The organism is Flavimobilis sp. BM9 (assembly GCF_058313055.1).
On the sequence record NZ_JBZEMO010000001.1, the window covers coordinates 346,198 to 370,756 of the forward strand.

At 72.1% G+C, this 24,559-nt stretch carries 19 protein-coding genes; 12 read left to right on the top strand and 7 right to left on the bottom strand.

Going from position 1 to position 24,559, the window contains the following annotated elements:
- Positions 1-3 precede the first annotated feature (3 nt).
- Entirely contained in the window at positions 4-2,088 is a 2,085-nt protein-coding gene (gene pta, locus AC4F3Q_RS01565) for a phosphate acetyltransferase (protein WP_491038442.1), read from the bottom strand.
- The gene (locus tag AC4F3Q_RS01570; RefSeq protein ID WP_491038443.1) at positions 2,085-4,601 is read right to left on the bottom strand and encodes a phosphoketolase family protein; all 2,517 of its coding nucleotides are present in this window, start codon (positions 4,599-4,601) and stop codon (positions 2,085-2,087) included. The genes pta and AC4F3Q_RS01570 overlap by 4 nt, the downstream gene beginning before the upstream one ends.
- 147 nt (positions 4,602-4,748) lie before the next feature.
- On the opposite strand from AC4F3Q_RS01570, the gene AC4F3Q_RS01575 reads away from it, so the two are divergent.
- Positions 4,749-5,738, top strand: a complete 990-nt coding sequence (locus tag AC4F3Q_RS01575; RefSeq protein ID WP_491038444.1) for an SURF1 family protein — start codon at positions 4,749-4,751, stop codon at positions 5,736-5,738.
- 33 nt (positions 5,739-5,771) lie between these two features.
- Here AC4F3Q_RS01575 and AC4F3Q_RS01580 read toward each other — a convergent pair whose 3' ends face one another.
- Together AC4F3Q_RS01580 and AC4F3Q_RS01585 are read right to left on the bottom strand one after the other, a co-directional pair.
- A complete protein-coding gene (locus AC4F3Q_RS01580) occupies positions 5,772-7,526 on the bottom strand; it encodes an ABC transporter ATP-binding protein (protein ID WP_491038445.1) in 1,755 nt (584 codons plus the stop codon).
- A complete protein-coding gene (locus AC4F3Q_RS01585; protein ID WP_491038446.1) occupies positions 7,523-9,298 on the bottom strand; it encodes an ABC transporter ATP-binding protein in 1,776 nt (591 codons plus the stop codon). Before AC4F3Q_RS01585 ends, AC4F3Q_RS01580 begins: the two co-directional genes overlap by 4 nt.
- A 78-nt stretch (positions 9,299-9,376) precedes the next feature.
- Here AC4F3Q_RS01585 and AC4F3Q_RS01590 point away from each other — a divergent pair, with 78 nt between their 5' ends.
- The 4 genes from AC4F3Q_RS01590 to AC4F3Q_RS01605 all read left to right on the top strand — a co-directional run bounded on the left by AC4F3Q_RS01590 (position 9,377) and on the right by AC4F3Q_RS01605 (position 14,068).
- On the top strand, positions 9,377-9,787 hold the full coding sequence (locus tag AC4F3Q_RS01590; RefSeq protein ID WP_491038447.1) for a DUF3817 domain-containing protein: 411 nt from the start codon (positions 9,377-9,379) through the stop codon (positions 9,785-9,787).
- 42 nt (positions 9,788-9,829) lie between these two features.
- The gene (gene guaA, locus AC4F3Q_RS01595; RefSeq protein ID WP_491038448.1) at positions 9,830-11,407 is read left to right on the top strand and encodes a glutamine-hydrolyzing GMP synthase; all 1,578 of its coding nucleotides are present in this window, start codon (positions 9,830-9,832) and stop codon (positions 11,405-11,407) included.
- 249 nt (positions 11,408-11,656) lie between these two features.
- Complete coding sequence (locus tag AC4F3Q_RS01600; protein ID WP_491038449.1) at positions 11,657-12,265, top strand: hypothetical protein; 609 nt, start codon at positions 11,657-11,659, stop codon at positions 12,263-12,265.
- Positions 12,266-12,388: 123 nt separating this feature from the next.
- Positions 12,389-14,068 (top strand): alpha/beta hydrolase, encoded by a 1,680-nt coding sequence (locus AC4F3Q_RS01605; protein ID WP_491038450.1) that lies wholly within the window; start codon positions 12,389-12,391, stop codon positions 14,066-14,068.
- A 16-nt stretch (positions 14,069-14,084) separates the two neighbouring features.
- On the opposite strand, the gene AC4F3Q_RS01610 is transcribed toward AC4F3Q_RS01605, so the two are convergent.
- Together AC4F3Q_RS01610 and AC4F3Q_RS01615 are read right to left on the bottom strand one after the other, a co-directional pair.
- Positions 14,085-14,729, bottom strand: a complete 645-nt coding sequence (locus tag AC4F3Q_RS01610) for a hypothetical protein (protein WP_491038451.1) — start codon at positions 14,727-14,729, stop codon at positions 14,085-14,087.
- Complete coding sequence (locus AC4F3Q_RS01615; RefSeq protein ID WP_491038452.1) at positions 14,726-16,264, bottom strand: PspC domain-containing protein; 1,539 nt, start codon at positions 16,262-16,264, stop codon at positions 14,726-14,728. Before AC4F3Q_RS01615 ends, AC4F3Q_RS01610 begins: the two co-directional genes overlap by 4 nt.
- A 138-nt stretch (positions 16,265-16,402) precedes the next feature.
- On the opposite strand from AC4F3Q_RS01615, the gene AC4F3Q_RS01620 reads away from it, so the two are divergent.
- The 6 genes from AC4F3Q_RS01620 to AC4F3Q_RS01645 all read left to right on the top strand — a co-directional run bounded on the left by AC4F3Q_RS01620 (position 16,403) and on the right by AC4F3Q_RS01645 (position 21,372).
- A complete protein-coding gene (locus tag AC4F3Q_RS01620) occupies positions 16,403-17,728 on the top strand; it encodes an ATP-binding protein (protein ID WP_491038453.1) in 1,326 nt (441 codons plus the stop codon).
- Positions 17,729-17,861: 133 nt separating this feature from the next.
- A complete protein-coding gene (locus tag AC4F3Q_RS01625) occupies positions 17,862-18,554 on the top strand; it encodes a LuxR C-terminal-related transcriptional regulator (RefSeq protein ID WP_168446212.1) in 693 nt (230 codons plus the stop codon).
- A gap of 56 nt (positions 18,555-18,610) precedes the next feature.
- On the top strand, positions 18,611-18,967 hold the full coding sequence (locus tag AC4F3Q_RS01630; protein WP_491038454.1) for a hypothetical protein: 357 nt from the start codon (positions 18,611-18,613) through the stop codon (positions 18,965-18,967).
- A gap of 129 nt (positions 18,968-19,096) precedes the next feature.
- Complete coding sequence (locus AC4F3Q_RS01635; RefSeq protein ID WP_491038455.1) at positions 19,097-19,579, top strand: DUF456 domain-containing protein; 483 nt, start codon at positions 19,097-19,099, stop codon at positions 19,577-19,579.
- 96 nt (positions 19,580-19,675) lie between these two features.
- Positions 19,676-20,716 (top strand): OmpA family protein, encoded by a 1,041-nt coding sequence (locus AC4F3Q_RS01640; RefSeq protein ID WP_491038456.1) that lies wholly within the window; start codon positions 19,676-19,678, stop codon positions 20,714-20,716.
- The gene (locus AC4F3Q_RS01645; RefSeq protein ID WP_491038457.1) at positions 20,713-21,372 is read left to right on the top strand and encodes a hypothetical protein; all 660 of its coding nucleotides are present in this window, start codon (positions 20,713-20,715) and stop codon (positions 21,370-21,372) included. The genes AC4F3Q_RS01640 and AC4F3Q_RS01645 overlap by 4 nt, the downstream gene beginning before the upstream one ends.
- 9 nt (positions 21,373-21,381) lie before the next feature.
- On the opposite strand, the gene AC4F3Q_RS01650 is transcribed toward AC4F3Q_RS01645, so the two are convergent.
- Positions 21,382-21,867 (bottom strand): hypothetical protein, encoded by a 486-nt coding sequence (locus AC4F3Q_RS01650; protein ID WP_491038458.1) that lies wholly within the window; start codon positions 21,865-21,867, stop codon positions 21,382-21,384.
- Positions 21,868-21,944: 77 nt separating this feature from the next.
- On the opposite strand from AC4F3Q_RS01650, the gene pcrA reads away from it, so the two are divergent.
- Entirely contained in the window at positions 21,945-24,482 is a 2,538-nt protein-coding gene (gene pcrA / locus AC4F3Q_RS01655) for a DNA helicase PcrA (RefSeq protein WP_491038459.1), read from the top strand.
- The last annotated feature ends 77 nt before the right edge of the window (positions 24,483-24,559 follow it).

Consider the following 24,559-nt stretch of genomic DNA (forward strand, 5'->3'; position numbering starts at 1 on the left):
TTCTCAGGCGCCGGCCGGCGACTGGCCCTGGGCCTGGATCGCCGTGATGGCCACGGTGTTGACGATGTCCTGGACGAGGGCACCGCGGGAGAGGTCGTTGACGGGCTTGCGCAGGCCCTGCAGGACGGGGCCGACGGCGATCGCGCCGGCCGAGCGCTGCACGGCCTTGTAGGTGTTGTTGCCCGTGTTGAGGTCCGGGAAGATGAACACGTTGGCCCGGCCGGCGACCGCCGAGTCGGGCAGCTTCGTCTTCGCGACCGACGCGTCGACCGCGGCGTCGTACTGGATCGGACCCTCGACCGAGAGGTCGGGCCGGCGCTCGCGGACGATCGCGGTCGCGGTGCGCACCTTGTCGACGTCGGCGCCCGTGCCGGACTCGCCCGTCGAGTAGGACAGCATCGCGATGCGCGGCTCCACGCCGAACTGTGCGGCCGTCGCAGCCGAGGAGATCGCGATGTCCGCGAGCTGCTCGGCGGTCGGGTCCGGGTTCACGGCGCAGTCGCCGTACACGAGGACGCGGTCCTCGAGGCACATCAGGAACACCGACGACACGACCGAGACGTCGGGGACGGTCTTGATGATCTCGAACGACGGCTTGATCGTGTGCGCGGTCGTGTGCGCGGCACCCGAGACCATCCCGTCGGCGAGGCCGAGCTGGACCATCATCGTGCCGAAGTAGGAGACCGAGCGGACGATCTCGCGGGCACGCTCGACCGTCATGCCCTTGTGGGCGCGCAGCTTCGTGTACTCCTCGGCGAACCGCTCGAAGAGCTCGCCCTCGGACGGGTCGACGATCTGCGCGCCCGACAGGTCGAGGCCTAGGCCCGCGGCGCGCGCGAGGATGTCACGCTCGTCGCCGAGGATCGTCAGGTCCGCCACCTGCCGCTGGAGCAGCGTGGACGCGGCCCGCAGGATGCGGTCGTCGTTGCCCTCGGGCAGGACGATGTGCTTGCGGTCCGCGCGGGCCCGGCTGAGCAGCTCGTACTCGAACATGAGCGGCGTGACGACCTCGGTGCGGGCGACCGCGAGCATGTCGAGCAGCTCGTCGCCGTCCACGTGCTGCTCGAACAGCGCGAGGGCGGTGTCGATCTTGCGCTGGGTGCTCGCCGTGACGAGGCCACGCGTCTGCGACGCGATCGACGCGGAGCGGAACGTGCCCTGGTCGGTCGTGATGATCGGCAGGCGGGCGTCGAGGCCCTCGACGAGCCGGGTGACGACGGGCGGCGGCGTGAACCCGCCGTTGAGGATGACGCCGGCGAGGCTCGGGAAGCCGTTGGCCGCGTGGGCGGTGAGCAGGCCGAGCAGGATGTCCGAGCGGTCGCCAGGGGTGATGACGACGGAGCCGTCGGTGATCCTGTCGAGCAGGTGCTCGATCGACATGGCGCCGACGAGGACGTCGAGGACCTCGCGACCCATGAGCTCCTCGTCGCCCGCGATGAGGGTGCCGTCGACCGCCTCGGTGAGCTGACGCACGGTCGGTGCGGTGAGGTACGGGTCCTCGGGCATGGCCCACGCGGGCCGCTCGGGCGTCGCGAGCTGGCTGCGCACGGCGGTGACCTGCGCGGGGTTGCAGCGGTTCGCGAGGACGCCGACGACGTGCGCGTGATGGCCCGTGAGCTCGGCGATCGCGACGTCGACGCTCTGACGCACCGACTCGGGCGTGCGACGGTTGCCGTTGGCGACGAGCAGGACGGGCGCACCGAGGTTCGCCGCGATGCGCGCGTTGTACCCGAGCTCGGTGGGACCGGCGACGTCCGTGTAGTCGGTGCCGACGATGACGACGACGTCGGAGCGCGCCTCGACCTGGTGGTAGCGCGTGACGATCGTCGACAGCGCGGCCTCCGGGTCGGCGTGCACGTCGTCGTACGTCACGCCGACGCACTGCTCGTAGTCGAGGTCGACGCCGTCGTGCGCGAGCAGCAGCTCGAGCACGTGGTCACGCTGCTGCGTCGAGCGGGCGACGGGCCGGAACACGCCGACCCTCTGCACGCGTCGCGTGAGCAGGTCGACGATGCCGAGCGCGACCGTCGACTTGCCGGTCTCGCCCTCCGCCGAGGTGATGTAGATGTTCCGACCCGTCGTTGTCACTCGTTATCGCCTCCAGTAGCGACGGTCGCCTTCTGACCGTCGGTGCCCGCACCGGTGTTACCGGCGTCGGGCCATACCCAGTCACGGATCTCGGGGAGGTCCTCCCCGTGGTTCCGCGTGTACTCGCGCGCCCTGAGGCGCTCGTCCTGCATGTGCTGGCGAAGGCTCGCGTACTTCGAGCCCAGGCTTGGCACGCGATCGATCACGTCGATCACGAGGTGGAACCGGTCGAGGTCGTTGAGCATGACCATGTCGAACGGTGTCGTGGTGGTGCCCTCCTCCTTGTACCCGCGCACGTGGATGTTGGCGTGGCCGGCACGGCGGTAGGTGAGGCGGTGGATGAGCCACGGGTAGCCGTGGTATGCGAAGACGACGGGCCTGTCCGTGGTGAACAGGTTGTCGAAGTCGCGGTCCGTCAGGCCGTGGGGGTGCTCGGTCGCGTCCTGCAGCCGCATGAGGTCGACGACGTTGACGACGCGCACCTTGAGCTCGGGGATGTGCTGACGCAGCAGGTCCGCCGCGGCGAGCACCTCGAGCGTCGGCACGTCGCCCGCGCACCCGAGCACGACGTCGGGGTCGGTGCCGGGCACCTCGGTGCCCGCCCAGTCGAAGATGCCGATGCCGCGCGTCGTGTGCGCGACGGCGTCGTCCATCGACAGCAGGTTCGGCGCGGGCTGCTTCCCTGCGACGACGACGTTGACGTAGTCGCGGCTGCGCAGGCAGTGGTCGTACGTCGACAGGAGCGTGTTCGCGTCGAACGGCAGGTAGACGCGGACGACCTCCGCCTTCTTGTTGACGACGTGGTCGATGAACCCCGGGTCCTGGTGCGAGAAGCCGTTGTGGTCCTGACGCCACACGTGGCTCGACAGCAGGTAGTTGAGGCTCGGGATGGGCCTGCGCCACGGGATCTCACGCGTGACCTTGAGCCACTTGGCGTGCTGGTTGAACATCGAGTCGATGATGTGGATGAACGCCTCGTAGCAGTTGAACAGGCCGTGGCGGCCCGTCAGCAGGTAGCCCTCGAGCCAGCCCTGGCACTGGTGCTCGGAGAGCATCTCGACGACGCGGCCCGCGCGTTCCAGATGCTCGCCCATGTCCGTGGGCAGGTAGTCGGCGTTCCACACCTTCGACGTCGCGGCATAGACGGACTGCAGCCGGTTCGACGCCGTCTCGTCGGGACCGAAGATCCGGAAGTTCGTCGGGTTGAGCCGCACGACCTCGGTCAGGTAGTCGCCCAGCACGCGCGTCGCCTCGCTGAGCGAGTCGCCGGGCTCCGACACCTCGACGGCGAAGTCCCGGAAGTCGGGCAGGCGCAGGTCCTTCATGAGCAGCCCGCCGTTGGCGTGCGGGTTGGCGCTCATGCGCAGCTCGCCCGCCGGGGCGAGCGCGGCAACCTCGGGGCGCAGGCGGCCGGTCTCGTCGAACAGCTCGTCGGCGCGGTAGGAGCGCAGCCACTGCTCGAGCGTCTCGAGGTGCTCGGGGGTGTCCCGCGCGCTCGCGAGCGGCACCTGGTGGGCGCGCCACGAGTCCTCGGTGCGCTTGCCGTCGATCTCGGGCGGGCACGTCCAGCCCTTGGGGGTGCGCAGGACGATCATCGGCCAGCGAGGCCGCGACTCGTCGCCCGTGGCGGCGCGCGCCTTGATGTCGGCGATCTCGTCGAGCACCTCGTCGAGGAGGGCGGCGAACCGGCCGTGGAGCGACTCGGGGGACTCGTCGTCGAACCCGCCGGTGAAGAAGTGCGGCTCGTGGCCGTAGCCGACCATGAGCGCGCGCAGCTCGTCCTCGCTGATGCGCGCGAGCACGGTCGGGTTGGCGATCTTGTAGCCGTTGAGGTGGAGGATCGGCAGGACGACGCCGTCCTTCGCCGGGTTGACGAACTTGTTGGAGTGCCAGCTCGTCGCGAGCGGGCCCGTCTCGGCCTCGCCGTCACCGACGACTGCGGCGACGAGCAGGTCGGGGTTGTCGAACGCTGCGCCGTACGCGTGCGAGAGGGAGTACCCGAGCTCGCCGCCCTCGTGGATCGAGCCGGGGGTCTCCGGTGCGACGTGGGAGGGGATGCCGCCGGGGAACGAGAACTGCCTCACGAGGCGGCGCAGGCCCTCGTCGTCCTGCGTGATGTCGGGGTACGTCTCGGTGTACGTGCCCTCGAGGTAGGTGTTCGCGACGAGGCCGGGACCGCCGTGGCCGGGGCCCGTGATGTACATCGTGGAGAGCGCGCGCTCCTGGATGACCCGGTTGAGGTGGGCGTACAGGAAGTTCAGCCCGGGCGTCGTGCCCCAGTGGCCGAGGAGACGCGGCTTGACGTCGTCACGCGTCAGCGGCGTGCGCAGGAGAGGGTTGGCGAGCAGGTAGATCTGCCCGACGGACAGGTAGTTCGCGGCCCGCCACCACGCGTCGACGCGTGCGAGGGTCTCGGGTGCGACCGGTGCGCCGGGGCCGCGGCGCCAGCGCTGCGGGTCGGCGGTCTGGGCCGCTGTCGTGGTCGTGGGGTCTGAAACGACGGGAACGCTCATCTGCTGCCTCCGGGGCGGGTGCACAACTTGGCGGACTCCTGACTTTCTCAATCCTCCCTGATTGTGACAGCGGTGCCCGTTACCCGCGGGTTCCCAGAAGTCCCACGTGCCGGGATCGGGACCTAGGTCATCCGGTACCGTGAGGGCATGAGCAGCGCGGAATCCTGCGGAGAACACGCGTCCCAGGGGCCCGCGGACGATCATGGTGAGACGTCGGTCACGACGGCCCCGGCCGGGAGGTTCTCACCCGCAGATCTCGTCCGGGCGGCGCTGAGCCCCCGGATGCTCGTCCTGCTCGTCGTCGTGATCGTCGTGGCCTTCGGGTGCGGCTCGCTCGGCCGCTGGCAGCTCGAGCGCGCGCAGGAGCGCGGCGCGCAGGCGGAGCAGCACCGCATCGACGAGCTCACGTCCGCAGGCCCCGTGCCCATCGGGGACGTCCTCGCGCCGCAGGTCGGGATGAGCGGTGCGCTCGTCGGTAAGACCGTGAGCGTGACGGGAACCTTCGAGGAAGGTCAGCTCCTCGTCGAGGGCCGCGCCCACGCAGGCCGGACGGGCTACCTCGTGCTCTCTCCGCTCCGGGTGTCGGACGACGGCGCCGGGGGAGCGACGTGGGCGGACCTCTCGGGCCCGCCCGTCCTCCCCGTCGTGCGCGGCTGGGTCGCGTCGCCGGGAGACGCGGTCGCGCCCGCGCCCGCGCCCGGGACCGTGACGGTGACCGGGTACCTGCAGACGTCCGAGTCGGTCGGCACGGGCATGGTCGGCGAGGGGATCACCGACTCGATCAGCTCGGGCCACCTCGCGAACGTGTGGGGCGGCCCCGTGTACTCGGGGTACCTCGTGCAGTCGGCGAGCGATCCTGCGGACCCGGGGGCGGAGAGCCTCGCACTCCTCGACCGTCCGCGCCTCGAGGGCTCTGACGGCGGCCTCAACCTGCAGAACCTGTTCTACGCGGTGCAGTGGTGGATCTTCGGCCTGTTCGCGGTCGGCCTGTGGCTGCAGGCCGTGCGCGACGAGTCCCGCGCCGAGCGCGACGACGACGCGTTCACGGGCTGGGAGGCGCTCCAGCCGCGCGCCGAGCCCGAGCCCGCGCCCACGAGCGGGGACGCCCCGCCGGTGCGGGACGACGAGCGGGCCTGACGCTCGAGAGCACAGGCCCGCCCGCGGCCGGTCTCACCTGGTCGGTGAGTCCGACTGCCAGGAGTGCCACAGCGTCGCGTAGTCGCCGCCAGCGGCGACGAGCTCCGCGTGCGGACCGATCTCCGTGATGCGCCCTGCGTCGACGACGGCGACGCGGTCGGCGTCGTGCGCCGTGTGCAGGCGGTGCGCGATCGCGACGACGGTGCGGCCCTCGAGCACAGCGTTGAGCGACCGCTCGAGGTCCCGTGCGGCGCGCGGGTCGAGGAGCGACGTCGCCTCGTCGAGGACGAGCGTGTGCGGGTCGAGCAGCACGAGACGTGCGAGCGCGACCTGCTGCGCCTGCGCGGGCGTGAGCGCGTGGCCACCCGAGCCCACCGCGGTGTCGAGGCCGTCGGGCAGGTCCTCGACCCACCCGCGGGCGGCGACCGCGTCGAGAGCCACGAGCAGGTCCTCCTCGGACGCGTCCGCGGCAGCGAGCCGCAGGTTGTCCGCGACCGTCCCGACGAACACGTGGTGCTCCTGCGTCACGAGCGCGACGTGCCCGCGCAGGTCCTCGAGCGGGAGCTCGACGAGCGGGACACCGCCGACCGAGACCGAGCCGCCCGTGGGCGGGTGGATGCCTGCGAGCATGCGTCCGAGCGTCGACTTGCCCGCTCCCGACGGCCCGACGACGGCGAGGCGCTCGCCCGGGGCCAGGTCGAGGTCGATCCCGTGGAGCACGTCGTGGCCCTCGCGGTACGCGTAGCGCACGGCGCGTGCCTGCACGTCCTCCGCCGTCGGCTCCTCGCCTGACGCGGTGCGGTCGTCGTCGACGAGGTCGACGCCGAACAGGCGCGCGAGCGACGTCGCGGCGACCTGCATCTCGTCCAACCAGAACACGAGCTCCCACACGGGCCCGACCATCTGGCGCCCGTACAGGACGATCGCGGTGACCGCGCCGATCGTCGCCCAGCCCTGGGACACGAGGAACGCGCCCCACACGAGGGTGAGGATCGGCGCGAGCATGAACGCGGAGTCCATGCCGGGCGTCAGCACGGTGCGCAGGTAGAGCGTGAACCGCTCAGCCTGGAAGGCCTCGCTCAGGTCGTCCCGCACGCGGGCGCGACGCGACGCACCGAGGTCGAGCGCGTCGACCGTGCGCGCGCCCTCGACCGTCTCGGTGATGGTTCCGTTGAGGCGCGCGTAGGAGGCGGACTCGCGCTGGTAGCCCGGCGTCGCACGCTTCAGGTACCACCGCACGACGGGCACGACGAGCGGCACCGGCGCGAGCATGATCACTGCCACCTGCGGCGCGAGGACGAACGACGCGGCGAGCGTGAACACGATCGTCACGACGGCGACGAGCACGCGCGGCACCCCGAAGCGGGCGGCGTACTGGATGCGGTCGACGTCGTTCGTCGTGCGGCCGACGAGGTCGCCGGTGCCGGCGCTCTCGACGGTCGACAGGGGCAGCCCGGTGACGGTGTCGACGAAGTCCTCGCGCAGCTCGGCGAACAGCGACTCGCCGTAGATGCGCGCGTTGCGCTGCGCGTACCGCACGAGGACGGCCTGGGCGACGACCGCGGCGACGAGCACGAGCGCCGTGCGGTCGACGTGCGCGACCGTCGTGCCGCCGGACAGGTCGTCGACGAGCCGCCCGACGAGCAGCGGACCGACGAGCCCGGCGAGCGCCGCGAGGGTGTGCAGGCCGGTGACTCCCGCGAGCGTGCGGGAGTGCTTGCGCAGCAGCGCGACCGTCCGCCGGCGCACGGTCGCGCTGTCGGCGACGGGGAGCTTCGTCGCGCTCATCGTGCGACCTCCGTCCTGCGCTCGTCGGCGCGGTCGTCGTCCTCGTCGAGCGAGCGCCCGACGATCGTCCGGTAGTGGTGCCCGGCCTCGGTGGTCGCGGCGAGGAGCTCGTGGTGCGTGCCTCGGGCGCGCACGACGCCGTCGCGCAGCAGGAGCACCTCGTCGGCGTGCTCGAGGACGAGGGGGCTCGCCGTGACGACGAGCGTCGAGCGGCCCCGCCGTGCGGCGGCGAGCCGTTCGGCGATGCGCGCCTCGGTGTGGGCGTCGACGGCGCTCGTCGGTTCGACGAGGAGCAGCACGTCGGCGTCCGTGAGGAGCGCGCGGGCGAGCGAGACGCGCTGGCGCTGGCCGCCCGAGAGGGTGCGGCCCTTCTCGGCGAGCTCTCCGTCGAGCCCGCCCGGCGTGGAGTCGAGGACGTCCTGCGCGTCCGCGACGTGCAGCGCGGCGTGGATGTCGCTGTCGGACGCCGTGCCGCGCACGTCGAGCTCGGTGCGCAGCGTCCCGGAGAAGAGGTGCGGTGTCGCCTCGCTCAGCACGACCCGACGCCGCAGCCCGGCCTTGTCGAGGTCGCGCAGGAGCACCCCGCCGAGGCGCACGGGTGTGCTTGCCTCCGCGTCGTCGTCGAGCCGCGCCATGCGTGTCGCGACGGCCGCCGACTCGTCCGGGTCCGCGCACACGAGGGCGGTCACGCGCCCGTGGGTGACGGTCACGCCGCTCGTCTCGTCGACGAGCTCGGCACCCGGCGCGGGCATCGCCGCGCGCACGGGCGTCGTCCCCGTCGCGGGCTGGGTCGAGAGGACGCGGATGATCTTGCGCGACGCGATCACGGCGCGCGTGAGGAACTGGATGCACTCGGTGATGTTCTGCAGCGGCCACGTGAGGAACGCCGCGTACCCGTAGAACGTCACGAGCTCGCCGGGCGTGATCGTCCCCGCGACCGCCTGACGGGCGCCGAGCCACAGCACGAGCGCGACCATGAGCCCCGGGAGCAGCACCTGGAGGGCGTCGAGCCACGACTGCGTGACGGCGACGTGCTCTCCGGCCCGGCGGACCTTCTGGGACTGCGCGCGGTAGCGGTCGGCGAAGACCTTCTCGCCACCGATGCCGCGCAGGATGCGCAGGCCCGAGACGGTGTCCGAGCCGAGCGTCGTCAGCCGGCCCTGCGTCTCGCGCTGCGTCGCCTGGCGGGCCTGCAGCGGCTTGACGAGGAGCGCGAGCACGGCCGCGACGACGGGCAGGCCGAGCGCGACGACGAGCCCGAGCTCGAGCGACATCGGGACCATGACCGCGACGACGACCACGTACGCGACGACCGAGCCCACGAGGCGCGCGGCGCTCGCGTAGACCTCGCCGAGGCGCAGCGCGTCGTTCGCGACGGTCGTGACGACCTCGCCCGTCGGCAGCTCCTCGCTGATCGTGTGGCCCGCGACCGTCACGCGGTCGCTCACGAGCTCCGCCGACGCGAACGCGGCGCGCATCCAGTTGACGACGTCCGCGCGGTGGCCGAGCGCAGCCGTCACGACCTGCACGACGGCGGCAGCGAGCAGGATCAGCACCCAGCGGGCGAGCTCCGCGTCGAGCCCCGACTCCAGGCCTGAGTCGAGCGCGGCCCCGACCACGTACGGCATGACGGTCTGCGCCCCGAACGTGAGCACGCCCATGAGGAGGGCGAGCGCGAGCACGCCCTTCTGCTGGCGCGCCTGCCACCACAGGAAGCGCGCAGGCGAACGGGTGTCGGGGGTTCCGAGCCGGGGGAGGGGAAGGTGTCGCACGCCTCTAGCATGGGCGGTGGGCCTGACATCCACGAACATGTTTTCCGCACGGCCCGCACCGAGCCTGGAGGAGCACGAGTGACCGCGATCGACCTGCCCACGAGGATCGCCCGCGCCCGCGGGGCGGTGTCCCGGTACCGCGTGCTCGCGCTCGTGACGGGCACCTTCCTGCTCGTGCTGTGCGTCGAGCTGCTGCTGAAGTACGCGTTCCAGGCGCCCGACCCGGTCATGCGGTACCTCAGGTGGATCCCGTTCGCGCACGGCTGGATCTACGTCGTGTACCTCGTCACGGTCGTCGACCTGTGGTCGAAGATGCGGTGGTCGTTCGGCCGCCTCGTGACGATGGTGCTCGCGGGGGTCGTGCCCGTCATGTCGTTCGTCGTCGAGAAGAAGGTCCACGCGGAGGCGACGGCCCTGCTCGACGGCGCGGAGCGCGCCGCGGCGGGCGGCGACAGCGACGCAGCCCCGGGTGTGACGCAGGCGCCCTGAGACGCCGCGACCAGCCGTGGGGGCGCCCACTATCCTTGTCGGGTGACCACCACCTCGAACCCTGACGGTCCCGTCCTCGTCGTCGACCTCGGCGCCCAGTACGCCCAGCTGATCGCGCGACGCGTCCGCGAGGCGCGCGTCTACTCGGAGATCGTGCCGCACACGATGCCGGTCGACGCGATGCTCGCGAAGCGTCCCGCCGCGATCATCCTCTCGGGCGGACCAGCGTCCGTGTACGCCGAGGGTGCCCCCTCGGTCGACCCGGCCCTGTTCCAGGCCGGCGTGCCGGTCCTGGGCATCTGCTACGGGTTCCAGGCCATGGCCCAGGCGCTCGGCGGCACCGTCGCGCAGACGGGCGCCCGCGAGTACGGCGGCACCGGCGTCGAGATCCGCAGCACCGGCTCGCTCCTGAAGGGCTCGCCGGACGCGCAGACGACGTGGATGAGCCACGGCGACGCGGTCCACGAGGCGCCCGCAGGCTTCGAGGTGCTCGCGACGTCGGAGGGTTCGCCCGTCGCAGCGTTCGAGGACACGAACCGCCGCCTGTTCGGCATGCAGTGGCACCCCGAGGTCAAGCACTCCCCGCTCGGCCAGGACGCGATCGAGAACTTCCTCTACGTGGGCGCGGGCCTCGAGCCGAGCTGGACGCCGGGCAACATCATCGAGGAGCAGGTTGCCGCGATCCGGGCGCAGGTCGGCTCCGACCGCGTCATCTGCGGCCTCTCGGGCGGCGTCGACTCGTCCGTCGCGGCCGCGCTCGTGCAGCGCGCCATCGGCGACCAGCTCACGTGCGTGTTCGTCGACCACGGTCTGCTGCGCACGGGCGAGGCGGAGCAGGTCGAGGAGGACTTCGTCGCGGCGACCGGCGTCCAGCTCAAGGTCGTCGACGCGCGGCAGCGGTTCCTCGACGCGCTCGCGGGCGTGAGCGACCCGGAGACCAAGCGCAAGATCATCGGCCGCGAGTTCATCCGCGTCTTCGAGGACGCAGCACGTGAGGTCGTCGCGGACGCGGGCGAGCACGGCGGCGAGGTCAAGTACCTCGTCCAGGGCACGCTCTACCCCGACGTCGTCGAGTCGGGCGGCGGTGAGGGCACGGCGAACATCAAGAGCCACCACAACGTCGGCGGCCTGCCGGACGACCTGCAGTTCTCGCTCATCGAGCCGCTGCGTGCCCTGTTCAAGGACGAGGTGCGCGCGGTCGGTCTCGAGCTCGGCGTCCCCGAGGCGATCGTCTGGCGTCAGCCGTTCCCGGGCCCCGGGCTCGGCATCCGCATCGTCGGTGACGTCACGCAGGAGCGCCTCGACACGCTGCGCGCCGCGGACCTCATCGCGCGCGAGGAGCTGACGAAGGCTGGCCTCGACCGGGAGATCTGGCAGTGCCCGGTCGTGCTGCTCGCCGACGTCCGCTCGGTCGGCGTCCAGGGCGACGGCCGCACCTACGGTCACCCGATCGTCCTGCGTCCCGTCTCGTCCGAGGACGCGATGACGGCGGACTGGTCGCGTCTGCCCTACGAGGTGCTCGCGACGATCTCGACGCGCATCACGAACGAGGTCAAGGACGTCAACCGCGTCGTGCTCGACGTGACGAGCAAGCCGCCGGGCACGATCGAGTGGGAGTGACCACGATCTGACGTCGTGGCATGACGAAGGGCTCGCCCCCGCAAGGGGGCGGGCCCTTCGTCCTGTGCCCGACGCGCCGAGCCGGGACCTTGGTCTTGATCCGAGAGCCCTTGCTGCCAGACTCGTCCGGAAGAACCGTGAAAATTGAGCCCTAGGTCCCCCTGGCGGGACCGCGAGACGCTCTAGTTTTGAGCCATCGGAAAACAGTCCGGCCCTCGAGAAGGGGGACGGCCCACGAGGGGAAACACCATGACTGCTGCAGTCGCCAAGTCCAGCAAGCCGGTCGCGATCGTCGCGATCATCTCGTTCATCGCCGGTGCGGTCCTGATCATCGCCGGTGGCGCTGTCTGGGGCATGATCACCAGCCAGCTCAAGGCCGAGGAGATCACGATCTCCGCCGACGCCGACATGCTCGCCGGCAAGAAGGTCGGTGGCCCGTTCACCGCCTACGCCCAGGCCGAGGTCATCAACAAGCACGCGCTCAAGGGCTCGGACGGCCTCACGTACGCCCAGCTCGGCGCGAAGGTCTCGCAGTTCAAGGACGCCGCGAAGGCCGCTGACACGACCGCCTCCGAGGAGATCGCCGCCGCGGTCGACAAGATGGACATCGCCAAGCTCAACGAGCTCGCCGCCGCCCCCGAGGTCATCTCCAACACCGAGCAGGCTGCCGCAGCCCAGGGCCAGCGCAACACGGTCATGAACGGCTCCTTCCTCCGCGCCTCGCTCTTCAGCTCGGTCATCGCCTACGGCGTCTCCGCGCTGGTCATGGGCCTCGGCGTGATGTTCCTGGTCATCGGCTTCGCGTTCCAGCGCCTCTCCGCTGCGCCGGTCGCCGCGACCCGCGTCGACACGGTCTGACGCAACCGCACCTCCCCTGACGAAGGGCCGCACCACGACGGTGCGGCCCTTCGTCGCGTCTGCAGCCAGAGATCTCCACGGCCCGCCCCGGGTGCCGCGCGGGCCACTCGCTAGCATCGGGAGATGCCCGCACGTGCACGCACCGCCGTCACCGGCTGGGCCTACGGGCACGCCGAGAGGTTGCACCCCGTCGCGCTCGCCTTCGCGCTCACGTTCTTCGCGGCGTCGATGACGCCGTCGCTGCTCCCGCGCGCCTGGTACCTCCAGGCGGTCGCGACCGGGCTCAGCTCGGTCATCGGGTACGGCGTGGGGTGCCTGGTCGTGTGGGTGGTGCGGGGCTGCGGCGTGAGCCCTCGGTTCTCCGCGCGCACCCGGCGTCTCGGGTGGCGCGTGCTCGGGTGGACGAGCGCCGTCGTCGTCCCGCTCGCGCTCGTCATGGGGACGTACTGGCAGAGGATCGTCCGCGAGCTCGTCGGCAGGACCAGCGCGCCGTACGGGACGTACCTCGCGGTGCTGCCTCTCGCGCTCCTGATCGCCGCCACGATCCTGCTCGTCGCCCGCGGTGTCCGCGCGCTCTCCCAACGGATCATCCTGCGCCTCGACCGGTTCCTGCCCGCGCCGGTCGCGCGGCTCATCGGGGTCATGCTCGTCGTCGTCCTCGTCGTGCTCGCAGCCGACGCGACCGTCCGGCGCGGCCTCGTCGCTACCGCCGAGCGGGCCGCCCAGGTCGCCGACCGGGACACCCCGGAAGGCGTCGTCCGACCGACGAGCCCGCTGCGCTCCGGCTCTCCCGAGTCCCCTGAGCGGTGGGAGACGCTCGGCAGCGAAGGACGGCGCTTCGTCGCAGGCGGCAGCGACGCCGAGGCGCTCGCGGCCGTCACCCGGCGCGCGGCGCTCGAACCGATCCGCGTCTACGCAGGCCGCGACGCGGCCGGGCCAGAAGGCGACGTGCACGACGTCGCCGCCCACGTCGTCGCCGAGCTCGACCGCACGGGCGCGTTCGGACGAGGCACGCTCGCCGTCGCGACGACGACGGGAACCGGCTGGGTCAACGAGGCCATCGCGTCCGCGCTCGAGCACGTGACGAGCGGCGACTGCGCGATCGCTGCGATGCAGTACTCCTACCTGCCGAGCCCGGTCGCGTTCGTCGTCGACCGCGAGACCCCGCGCGCCGCAGGGCAGGCGCTCCTCGAGGCGGTCCAGGTCCGCCTCGCGTCGATCCCTGAGGCGCAGCGACCGCGGCTCGTCGTGTTCGGCGAGAGCCTCGGGTCGTACGGCAGCCAGGCGGCCTTCCCCGACGCGGAGGCGCTCGTCACCGGCGTCGACGGAGCGCTGCTCGTCGGCACGCCCGGGTTCGCCGAACCGTGGGCGACGATCACCGCGAACCGTGACGCCGGTTCCCTCGAGCGGTTGCCCGTGGTCGACGGCGGCGCGGCGATCAGGTTCGCAGCCTCACCCGAGGACCTGCGGCTCGACGGCGCGCCCTGGGGCGACCATCGGATCGTGTTCTGGCAGCACGCGAGCGACCCGGTCACGTGGTGGTCGACCGATCTGCTGCTGAAGCGCCCCGACTGGCTCCAAGAGCCGTCGGGGCCCGACGTCGACCCGGGCGTGCGCTGGTTCCCGGTCGTGACGTTCTGGCAGGTCTCGCTCGACATGGTGTTCTCGCTCGACGTCCCCGACGGGCACGGGCACGCCTACGGGCTGGACGCCGTCGACCTGTGGGCCGCGATCGTCCAGCCCGAGGGCTGGGACGGCCAGGCGACCGCGCGCGTGCGCGCGGCCCTGGCCGAGTCTCGCTGAGCGTCTGCCGGGCGCCTCAGCGTTGGCGGCGCGCCTGCGTCGCGACCGTCCCGACGAGGAGGGCGAGGCCCGCACCGCCGAGGACGAAGATCCCGACGAGCTCGAGGTCGAGGCTCATCCCGGCGGCCGTCGCGAGGACGACGATCGCGGCGACCACGAGGATCGCACCCCAGACGATCGTCGACGTGCGTACCGCGGTCGAGACCGGGCGCGGCTCGCGCGGCGCAGGGGAGGAGGGCGTCCAGGCGCCGGTCGGGGTGCCGGGGGCGTAGCCGCCCGTCGGGTACCCGCCCGGGGTGCCGGGGGCGTAGCCGCCTGGGTTGCTCGCGGCGTACCCGCCCGGGGCGCTCGAGGCGTCACCGGCGGGGGCGCTCGCGCCCTCGGTCGCCGGGGCCGCTTCGTCGTCCTGGGGCGCCTCGTCCTGGGTCGCGTCGTCCTCCTGGGCTGCGGCGTCGGCCTCGACGGAGTGGTCGTCCACGGCGGTGGCGGCTGGCTCGCCGAGGTCGCCGGCGTCCGCGGTGGGGAGGACCGCGGTCGTCGGTGCCTGCTCCGACCCGTCTGCACCCTCCTTGGCCTTGGCGGCGTCGGCCGCGGGCAGGGGGCGCGTGGCGTAGGTGCCCGGCGTCGTGGGCAGGGGCTGCGTCGTGTCGTCGGTGCTCATGATTCCTCGATCCTGATCTGGCCGGCCAGCCCGGAGACGGACAGGTCCAGCGTCGGGGTGGCGCCGTCATCGACCGCGCTGGAGGTGTAGCGGCGCTCGGAGCCGCTCACGCCGTCGGCACCGTGCAGGTCGTCGCCCGCGACCACCTTCACCGAGCCCGCGTTGAGCCGGACACCGGCCGTCCACGCGGAGCCTTCAGGCACCAGGACGGTGAGCTCGCCTGCGGCGAACGTCGCGGGGACCGTGACGGTCGTGCCCGGGGTGAGGGGAACCTCGGTGAGGTCGAGGACCCAGTTGCCGAGGCCCATCGCGAAGCCCTTCTCGGCGGTCGCGACCGACGTCGGCGCGTAGTTCTCGTCGCCCATGACGACTCCCTGCGCCTCGGAGATGTTGAGGTCGAGCGAGTGCCACGCGGCTGTCGGGCCGGCTGCGAGGATCGCGAGGATCGCGATCCCGCCGAGCGCGCCCGTCGAGCGTCCGCGGATGCCGGAGATCATGGTCGCGAGCCCGCTGAGCCCGATGAGGACACCGAGCGACGTCAGCAGCACGGGGCCCGTGAAGTCGCCGGTCCGCGAGAGTGCGAGGAGGACGGCCGCGACGATCGCCGAGACGCCGACGACGATGCTGACCGTGACCGGACCCGCGCCCTTGACGACGGGACCGCGGGGCTTCGGTACTGGTGCGGGCCTCGGCGGGGTGCCGCCGAGGTTGCTGCCGACGAACGAGTTCAGCTCGTCCCACTGCGACGACCCGGTCGACGGGGACGGTGCGGGCGCCGGGCTTCCCGCCCACGGGCCCGCGGGAGGCGGCGTCGTGTACGGCCCCTGCTGGGGCGTCGCGTACGCGGTGGGGCCAGCCTGCGAGGGTGCGGCCGCGTACGGGCCAGGCTGCGGCGTCGGGCCTGAGAACGGGGCCTGCCCAGGCGGGGGCACGGGGCCCGGTCCCGGCTTGGGGCCGTTCTGGCGTCCGGAGACCGCGCTGATCGTCGCGACGATCACGATGCCGACGAGCACGGCCCAGGCGAGGCCCTCGATCGGGCCGCCCCACGGTGTGAACCAGCGCCACGGGTTGTCCCACGACAGGCCCATGACGACGGCGAGGAACCCGCCGACCACGGCGATGTCGAAGTTGCCGCGGAACAGCTCCTGGAGGTGCGAGCGGCCGTCCGACTCCTCGGGGAGGAGGAGCCACGCGGCGCCGTACAGGACGAGCCCGGCGCCGGCGAGGAGGAGGGAGACGACGGCGAGACCGCGCACGAGCGCGACGTCGACGTTCCAGCGCCGCGCGATCCCGCCGCAGACGCCCGCGACCCACCGCTCGTCCGTCCGGACGACGCCGTAGCGTCGGATCGAGTCGAAGAAGCCGTCGAGCGACGGGCTGGACGGGGAGCGGGGTGCGCCCCCGGGGGGCGGCACGGCGCCGGGGCTCGGCGCCTGGCCGGTGTAGCCGTACGGCGGCTGCTGCGGCCCCGGCTGCCAGGCCGGGCCCGCGCCGGACGAGTCCGGCTGGCTGGGAGGGGTGCTGGTCGTGTCCATGGCTCCAGCCTGCCGCCGGCGGTGCGGGCGGGACCATCGGGTGTCTCCCTGAACCGACCCTGACTTCTGCTCCCCGAGACCCTGGTCCTGCGCTCTCAGGGTCCCGGAGTGGGCGGCTGCGGTGCGAGGATCAGACCCATGAACGCACCTCCGCCCCGCGTCGGACCGGCGGCCCGCACCGGCGGGCTGCCGTTGCTGCGGCCGCGCCGTGGCCGCTGGGTGGGCGGTGTCGCCTCAGGTCTCGCGGCCCACCTTGCGCTCGACGTGCGGCTCGTCCGGCTGGGCTTCGTCGCGTTGACCCTCGTCGGCGGGACCGGCCCTGCGCTCTACCTCTTCCTGTGGTTGTTCGTCCCCGAGGGGGACCCGGCCGAGGCGGCGCGCAGCGCGCAGCCGGTCTCGGCGCAGCGGCTCAGCCGTTCGCTCCAGGAGCGGTTCCGGTCGATCCCGGTCAAGGACGTCGCGGTCGGTGCCCTGCTGCTCACGGGTGCGGTCCTCCTCGTCGCCGACCGCACGGGTCATCACGTCGACGTGAAGTGGGTGCTGCCGACGATGATCGTCGTGGCGGGCGCCGCGCTCGCGTGGGGGCAGCTCGACTCGGTCGAGCGCGGCCGGTGGCTGTCGCGTGCGGGCGGGCGGTCGCCGAACGGGCTGCTCCAGCTCGCGGGCGGGCTGCTGCTGGTCCTCGTCGGCGTCCTGCTCTTCGTGGGTGGCGGCCGGCCGTGGGCGGTCGTGGTCGACGCGGCGGTCGCGGCAGTCGCGGTGATCGCGGGCCTCGCGCTCGTGCTCGCGCCCTGGTGGGTGCGGCTGGTGCGGCAGCTGCGGTCGGAGCAGGAAGCACGTGCACGCGAGTCGGAGCGTGCGGACATCGCGGCGCACCTGCACGACTCCGTGCTGCAGACGCTCGCGCTCATCCGCCGCTCGGCGGACCGGCCGGAGCACGTCGCGCGTCTCGCGCGTGCGCAGGAGCGTGAGCTGCGCGAGTGGCTGTATGCGGACCGTCCGCCTGAGGGGACGTCGATCGCGGCGCAGCTGCGCGCGCTCGTCGCGGAGGTCGAGGACGGCCGTCGGGGTGACGACGAGGAGACGGCGTCGTCGGCGGTGATCGACACGGTCGTCGTCGGCGACGGGGTGCCGACGGCGGCGACGACGGCGCTCTTGCAGGCCACGCGCGAGGCGCTCGTCAACGCGGTCGCGCACGGCCGCCCGCCCGTGTCGTTGTACCTCGAGGTGCGTGACGACCGCGCGGAGGTGTTCGTGCGGGACCGTGGCGAGGGCTTCGACCTCGACCAGGTCCCGTCGGACCGCTTCGGGGTGCGCGAGTCGATCTTCGGCCGGGTGCGGCGTCGTGGCGGGGAGGCGACGATCACGTGCCGCCCGGAGCGGGGCACCGAGGTGCACCTGAGCGTGCCGATCCATCGCGACGACCCGGTCGGCGCGCCGACGCCGGGCAGCGCGGAGGGCTGACCGGCCGCGACGCGCCCTGCGCCAGCCTGGCCGCCTGACCAGTCGCAATGCCCTCCACTGCCTCCCTGTGTCCCGGTACGGTGGTCCCGGTGCGCCGATCGGCGCGCGGGTGGCTGTACGGGAAGAGCGGGCGATGAACGATCAGGTGTCGGCGCAGGTGCGGGACGGGGAGGGTCTCCCGGTCGACGTCGTGCTGGTGGACGACCACCTGATGTTCCGGGCTGGTGTCCGGGCGAGCCTCGACGGGCGCGTGCGCGTCGTCGGGGAGGCGTCGGACGTCGACGAGGCCGTCGAGCTCGTCTCGCGGCTGCGGCCGTCGGTCGTACTGCTGGACGTGCACCTGCCGGGCGGGCAGGGTGGCGGCGGTGCCGAGGTGCTCGCGCGCTGCGAGGACGTCCGGTCGGTGACGCGGTTCCTCGCGCTGTCGGTCTCTGACGCGGCGCAGGACGTCGTGGCGGTCATCCGGGCGGGCGCTCGCGGGTACGTGACCAAGGCGATCTCGGGGCCGGAGCTGTCGGACGCCGTCGTGCGGGTCGCGTCGGGCGACGCGGTGTTCTCGCCGCGCCTCGCGGGCTTCGTGCTGGACTCGTTCGGGACGGCTGCGGCGGACGTCGCGGTGCACGACGACGAGCTGGACCGGCTCTCGGCACGTGAGCAGGAGGTGATGCGGCTGATCGCGCGCGGCTACTCGTACAAGGAGGTGGCGAGCGAGCTGTTCATCTCGATCAAGACCGTCGAGACGCACGTCTCAGCGGTGCTGCGCAAGCTTCAGCTGTCGTCGCGTCACGAGCTGACGCGCTGGGCGGCGGCGCGAAAGCTCTTGTGACGAAGGTCATCACATTTTACTGACACCGCGTCGGTTCCTCTCCTAGGATGAGCCCCATGGACATCGTCTACAAGGTCATGCTCGTGCTCCACCTCCTCTCGTGGGCCTTCATCCTGGGCTCGCTCGTCGCGAACCTCAAGGACGCGAAGATCGCCAAGGGGGCGCTCCACGCCGCGCTCACCGCGCTCGTGACCGGCATCCTCATGGTCGGCCTCAAGGAGATGGGCGACGGCTCCGTCAACCACATGAAGATCGGCATCAAGCTGCTCGTCACGATCGTCATCACGGTCATGACCGTGCTCGGTGAGAAGAAGCCCGAGCGCGTCACGAAGGGCTACATCGGCGGCATCCTCGCCCTCGTCGTCCTCAACGTGTCGCTCGCGATCGGCTGGGGCAACACCCACACGGCCTGACGCCGCACAGCACTGACGAGACCCGGAGCGCCGTAGCGGTGCCCCGGGTCTCGTGCGTCCGGGGCGGGCAGGGCCAGGCCGGACGCGAGCCTGGACGCGCGGTGCGGCACGTGCGCCTAGGGTGATCCCGTGGACGCATGGGGAGAGGTGCTCGTCGGGCTCGTGGTGCTGGTGGGCCTCCTCGGCGTCGTCGTCCAGGTGCTGCCAGGCTCGCTCATCGTGCTCGGCGCCGTGCTCGTCTGGGCGATCCTCACGGGCGGCTGGGTCGCGTGGACCGCCTTCGCCGTGGGCGTCGTGGCCGTCGCGCTCGCGGCCGTCGGCAAGTACGTCCTCGCCGGGAAACACCTGCGCAAGGCGGACGTTCCCGGCTCGACGCTCGTGTGGGGCGCCCTCGTCGGGATCGTCGGGTTCTTCGTGGTCCCCGTCGTCGGGCTGCTGCTCGGGTTCCCGCTCGGCGTGTTCCTCGCCGAGCTCGCCCGCCGCAAGGACGCTCAGGCCGCGTGGGCTGCGACGCGCGTCGCGCTGCACGCGACGGGCATCACGATCCTCGTCGAGCTCGCGGGCGCGCTCGTCGCCGCGGGCGCCTGGGTCGTCGGCGTGCTGCTGACCTGAGGCGCAGGGTCGAGCCAGCGGTTGCCGGACCTCTCACGCCGGTGGACGATGATCCCCGACCTGGCCGTCCGACCAGTCCCCAGGGGGCACTCTTTCGTGAGACGCACGTGGCTCGTAGCAGCGACAGTCCTGGCGACCCTCGCCCTCGGCTCGACCCAGGCAGCTGGCGAGGGTGCTCCCGCGGCACCCGAGATTCCGGTCGCTGGGACCTTCACCTATCCGCACTTCGGCAAGGCGTCGGGCGTCCGGGTCGTCGGTGCCGTGCACGCCGTGCGGCGCGTCCCCGGTGCGACGGCGGTGTACTACTCGGTGGGAACAGCGACGGCGTCGGGCGCGCAGCTGCGCACGAACCTCGCGTTCCAGCCGGGCACGCACCCTTTCAAGACCGGCCAGGCGGCGGCCGTGACGGTGACGGACCCTGTCGGGCTGACGGCGTACCGTCCGCTGATCGTCGAGGGATCCGGCGGTCTCGTGTCCGACACGACGAAGCTGACGGCAGACCCGGGCCGTCTCGTCGTCGTGTACGCGATGCTCCCCGAGCTGCCTGCCTCGACGACGACGGTGGACGTCCAGCTCGAGTGGGGCGTGAGCGTCACCAACGTCCCGGTCGAGGACGGCGCGCTGGAACCCGCCGTGGACAGCGACCTCGTCCCGCTCGGCGAGGGATGGCCGGCCCTTCCTCCCGCCGATGTCGTGGCGTCCGCGAACCCTGCACGGTCGACGTTCGCGCTCATGTCGCGCGTCGCGGACACCGAGGAGGCGACGACGACCGAGGAGACGACCGAGGAGGTCTCGGTCAACCTCGTCGCCGACTTCTTCTTCGCGTCGGGCGAGTGGACGCTGTCAGCCCAGGGCAAGGCCAAGGTCGAGGCGCTCGGCAGGACGATCGCCGAGCGGGGCGCGACCACGGTCGAGGTCACGGGTCATACGGACTCGGTCCCGGACGAGCGGATCGGCAACGACGAGCTGTCGAAGCGCCGCGCCCAGACGGTCGCGGACCTCATCACGACGACCGTGCCGGGCGTGACGATCGCGGTCGAGGGGCGCGGTCAGTCGGAGCCCGTCGCGTCGAACGGGACCGACGCGGGCAAGGCGAAGAACCGGCGCGTGACCGTCGACTACGAGGTGGCGAAGTGACGACGACGACCACGCCAAGAAGCGCCCGGAGGGCGAGCGGAGCGCTCTGCCTCCTCGCCGCGACACTCCTCGTCGCGGGCTGCACGGGTGACGACGCTCCGGAACCCACGGCATCTGGCTCGGGCAGCACGTCCACTCCCAGGGCCACGGCTACCGATCTCGCGGGTCCGACCGCCGCCGACGTCGAGGCGATGGCAGGGGAGCAGGTCGGCGAGACGGAGCCGATGAAGGTCGTCGCGGGCGAGATCCCCGACACCGGCGACGGAACCTTCGCCGCGCAGGCCGGAGTCGTCGCGGTCGAGGCAGGGGAGTCGAGCACCCGGCTCGTCGTCACGCTGCGCACGACGTCTGGAGCCGAGGAGACGGTCCCGCTCGACGCGTTCAACGAGTGGTCCCCGCTGACCATGGACGTCCGTGACCTGTCGGTCACCGACCCGGCCGCGCAGACGGTGCTGCTGCCCTACCTCGGCCTTGCCGAAGGGAAGACGCCGCCTGACGGCACGTTCTGCCTGTGCTCGGCCTCGCCCAAGACGCTCGACGGAGACTGGGTCACGGTGTACGCGACGCTGCCGCCGCTCGATCCAGCGACCACGACGGTCTCCGTCGACGTACCGGGCTTCCCCACCGTGACCGAGGTGCCCGTCACGCGCTCCTGACCGCGCCGGTCAGGCGCTGCGCGAGGAGCGTCGGCTGAGCCACGCGACGACGAGCGCGGTCACCGCTGCGATCACGACGACGAACGCGAGGCTCCGACCGAGCCCGCTCCCGACGTCGAACCCGCGGCTGCTCGCTTCCACGTTGGTGCTCCACGCGACGCCGGTCATGACGAGCGCCGAGGGCACGGTGCCGAGGACGGTCGCCGGCAGGAGGCGGCGCCGGGTCGACGGCGGGAGGACGAGCACCGTCACGGTCGCCGAGACGAGCGGTGCGGCGATGCCCGCCAGGAGCAGGGCGCCACCGAGCCTCGACAGGTCGTCCCCGACCGTCGCGCTGATCACCGCGACGGCCACGAAGTACATCGGGACCCATGTGAGCGCACCGGCGACGAGCGCGAGGACGGTGCGGATCGTGCTCGGTCGTTCCGGCGTCGTGGCCTGCATCGACTTCTTCTCCTGGGTGGGGTCGGGTCCGACGGTGGTCGGCGTCGACATTATGTGCCAGCGTGTGGCGGCCCGCGCGTCGGGGCCACCTCCACGGTGTCAGCGGCTCGACGTACCCTTGACGGGCTATGACATCTCTCTTCGACTCCTTGTCCCTGCCCGGATTCGGCCAGCTCGGCGAGGCGCGCCTCCCGACGGTCGCGCCGCGCACCTTCGAGGACACGGAGCCGGAGGACGCACCGGGCGCCGACGCCGAGGCCCTCCTCACGGGGCTCAACCCGGAGCAGCGTGCCGCGGTCGAGCACGCAGGCTCGCCGCTGCTCATCGTCGCGGGTGCCGGCTCGGGGAAGACGCGCGTGCTGACGCACCGGATCGCCTACCTCCTGGCGACCGGCCGGGCGTACCCGAGCCAGATCCTCGCGATCACGTTCACGAACAAGGCCGCCGCCGAGATGCGCGAGCGTGTCGAGGCGCTCGTCGGCCCGCAGGCGCAGCGCATGTGGGTCTCGACGTTCCACTCGGCGTGCGTGCGCATCCTGCGCCGCGAGCACGAGCACGCCGGCCTGCGGTCGAGCTTCTCGATCTACGACGCAGCCGACTCGCAGCGTCTCATGACGCTCGTCGCGCGCGAGCTCGACCTCGACCCGAAGAAGTTCCCGCCGCGTGTCCTGCTCAACAAGGTCTCCGACCTCAAGAACGAGCTCGTCGACCCGGAGGACTACGCGAAGAAGGTCGGCGGTACCGAGGACGCGCAGGGCGGCGCGAGCTTCGACTCGGTGCTGTCGAGCGCGTACACGCGCTACCAGGCGCGGCTGCGCGCCGCGCACGCCCTCGACTTCGACGACATCATCATGACGACCGTGCACCTGCTGCAGGCGTTCCCCGCCGTCGCGGAGCACTACCGCCGCCGGTTCCGCCACATCCTCGTCGACGAGTACCAGGACACGAACCACGCCCAGTACATGCTCGTCCGCGAGCTCACGGGCACGGGGCCGACGGCCGAGGCGCCGCACGCGCTGCCGCCGGGCGAGCTGACCGTCGTCGGCGACTCGGACCAGTCGATCTACGCCTTCCGCGGCGCGACGATCCGCAACATCCTCGAGTTCGAGGCGGACTACCCGGACGCACGCACGATCCTCCTCGAGCAGAACTACCGCTCGACGCAGACGATCCTGTCGGCGGCGAACGCCGTGATCGCCCGCAACGAGGACCGCCGCCCCAAGAAGCTCTGGACCGATTCGGGCGACGGCGCCAAGATCGTCGGCTGGACCGCGGACAACGAGCACGACGAGGCGCGCTTCGTCGCGGAGGAGATCGACCGTCTCCACGACTCGGACAGCGTCCGTCCGGGCGACGTCGCAATCTTCTACCGGACGAACGCGCAGTCCCGCGCGCTCGAGGAGGTGCTCATCCGTGTCGGCCTGCCGTACAAGGTGGTCGGCGGCACGCGCTTCTACGAGCGTCGTGAGATCAAGGACGCGGTCGCGTACCTGCGGGCCATCGCCAACCCGGACGACGACGTCAACGTGCGTCGCATCCTCAACGTCCCCAAGCGTGGGCTCGGTGACCGCGCCGAGGCCGCGGTCGCAGGCTTCGCTGCGCACGAGCGTGTGTCCTTCGGCGCAGCACTCGAGCGCGCGGACGAGATCCCTGGTCTGACGAACCGCACGCTCAACCCGCTGCGCGCGTTCGCGGAGCTCATGGCCGAGCTGCGCGCGCTCGCGGACTCCGGCGCGAAGCCGGCCGACGTGCTCGCGGCCGCGCTCGACCGCACCGGCTACCTCGCCGAGCTCCGTGGCAGCGAGGATCCGCAGGACGCGACGCGCGTCGAGAACCTCGCCGAGCTGCACGCCGTCGCGACGGAGTTCTCGCAGCTCGACCCCGAGGGGGACCTCGCCGACTTCCTCGAGCGTGTCTCGCTCGTCGCCGACTCGGACCAGATCCCGTCCGCCGACGACGCGGCGGGCGACGGCGACGGTCGGCCCGTCGTCGAGCAGGGCATGGTCACGCTCATGACCTTGCACACGGCGAAGGGCCTCGAGTTCCCGGTCGTGTTCCTCACGGGCCTCGAGGACGGCACGTTCCCGCACATGCGCTCGCTGCACGACGAGAGCGAGCTGTCCGAGGAGAGGCGCCTCGCCTACGTGGGGATCACCCGCGCGCGCGAGCGTCTCTACCTGACGCGGTCCGCCGTCCGGTCGGCGTGGGGCCAGGCGAACGAGTTCCCCGCGAGCCGGTTCCTCGACGAGATCCCTGAGAACCTCATGGACTGGCGTCGGCGAGAGTCGAGCATGTCGACCCTTCGGGGCAGCTATGGCGGTGGGCGATCGCTCTACGGCGGTTCGTCGGGCGGGTCGGGCTCGTACGGCTCGGGCGGGTACGGGTCGGGCGGCTACAGCTCTGCGGGTGGCAGCGGTGCGCGCTCAGGTCCGGTGCGGACCCGGCGTGAGGACCCGCCGTCGCCGTCGTTCGGCTCGGGCAACGCCCGGCCCGAGGGGGACGTCCCGGACCTCGCGATCGGGGACCGGGTCACCCACGACTCGTACGGCCTCGGCACGGTCGTCCTCGTCGAGGGGGCCGGCCGCAACGCGGTCGCGAAGGTCGACTTCGGCGTCGACGGCGTCAAGCGCCTGCTGCTCCGCTACTCGCCGGTCACCAAGCTCTAGCAAGACGACCAGACGCACGGATCGCCCAGATGCACACCCGCCCGGTGGTTCCGGGTGATCCGTCGCTACTCCGCTCA

What these genes read in the sequence shown, in the direction of transcription:
- AC4F3Q_RS01570 (WP_491038443.1), bottom strand. Translation starts at nt 4,601, where the DNA reads ATGAGCGTTCCCGTCGTTTCAGACCCCACGACCACGACAGCGGCCCAG.
- AC4F3Q_RS01575 (WP_491038444.1), top strand. Translation starts at nt 4,749, where the DNA reads ATGAGCAGCGCGGAATCCTGCGGAGAACACGCGTCCCAGGGGCCCGCG.
- AC4F3Q_RS01580 (WP_491038445.1), bottom strand. Translation starts at nt 7,526, where the DNA reads ATGAGCGCGACGAAGCTCCCCGTCGCCGACAGCGCGACCGTGCGCCGG.
- AC4F3Q_RS01600 (WP_491038449.1), top strand. Translation starts at nt 11,657, where the DNA reads ATGACTGCTGCAGTCGCCAAGTCCAGCAAGCCGGTCGCGATCGTCGCG.
- AC4F3Q_RS01605 (WP_491038450.1), top strand. Translation starts at nt 12,389, where the DNA reads ATGCCCGCACGTGCACGCACCGCCGTCACCGGCTGGGCCTACGGGCAC.
- AC4F3Q_RS01610 (WP_491038451.1), bottom strand. Translation starts at nt 14,729, where the DNA reads ATGAGCACCGACGACACGACGCAGCCCCTGCCCACGACGCCGGGCACC.
- AC4F3Q_RS01615 (WP_491038452.1), bottom strand. Translation starts at nt 16,264, where the DNA reads ATGGACACGACCAGCACCCCTCCCAGCCAGCCGGACTCGTCCGGCGCG.
- AC4F3Q_RS01620 (WP_491038453.1), top strand. Translation starts at nt 16,403, where the DNA reads ATGAACGCACCTCCGCCCCGCGTCGGACCGGCGGCCCGCACCGGCGGG.
- AC4F3Q_RS01625 (WP_168446212.1), top strand. Translation starts at nt 17,862, where the DNA reads ATGAACGATCAGGTGTCGGCGCAGGTGCGGGACGGGGAGGGTCTCCCG.
- AC4F3Q_RS01630 (WP_491038454.1), top strand. Translation starts at nt 18,611, where the DNA reads ATGGACATCGTCTACAAGGTCATGCTCGTGCTCCACCTCCTCTCGTGG.
- AC4F3Q_RS01650 (WP_491038458.1), bottom strand. Translation starts at nt 21,867, where the DNA reads ATGTCGACGCCGACCACCGTCGGACCCGACCCCACCCAGGAGAAGAAG.
- pcrA (WP_491038459.1), top strand. Translation starts at nt 21,945, where the DNA reads ATGACATCTCTCTTCGACTCCTTGTCCCTGCCCGGATTCGGCCAGCTC.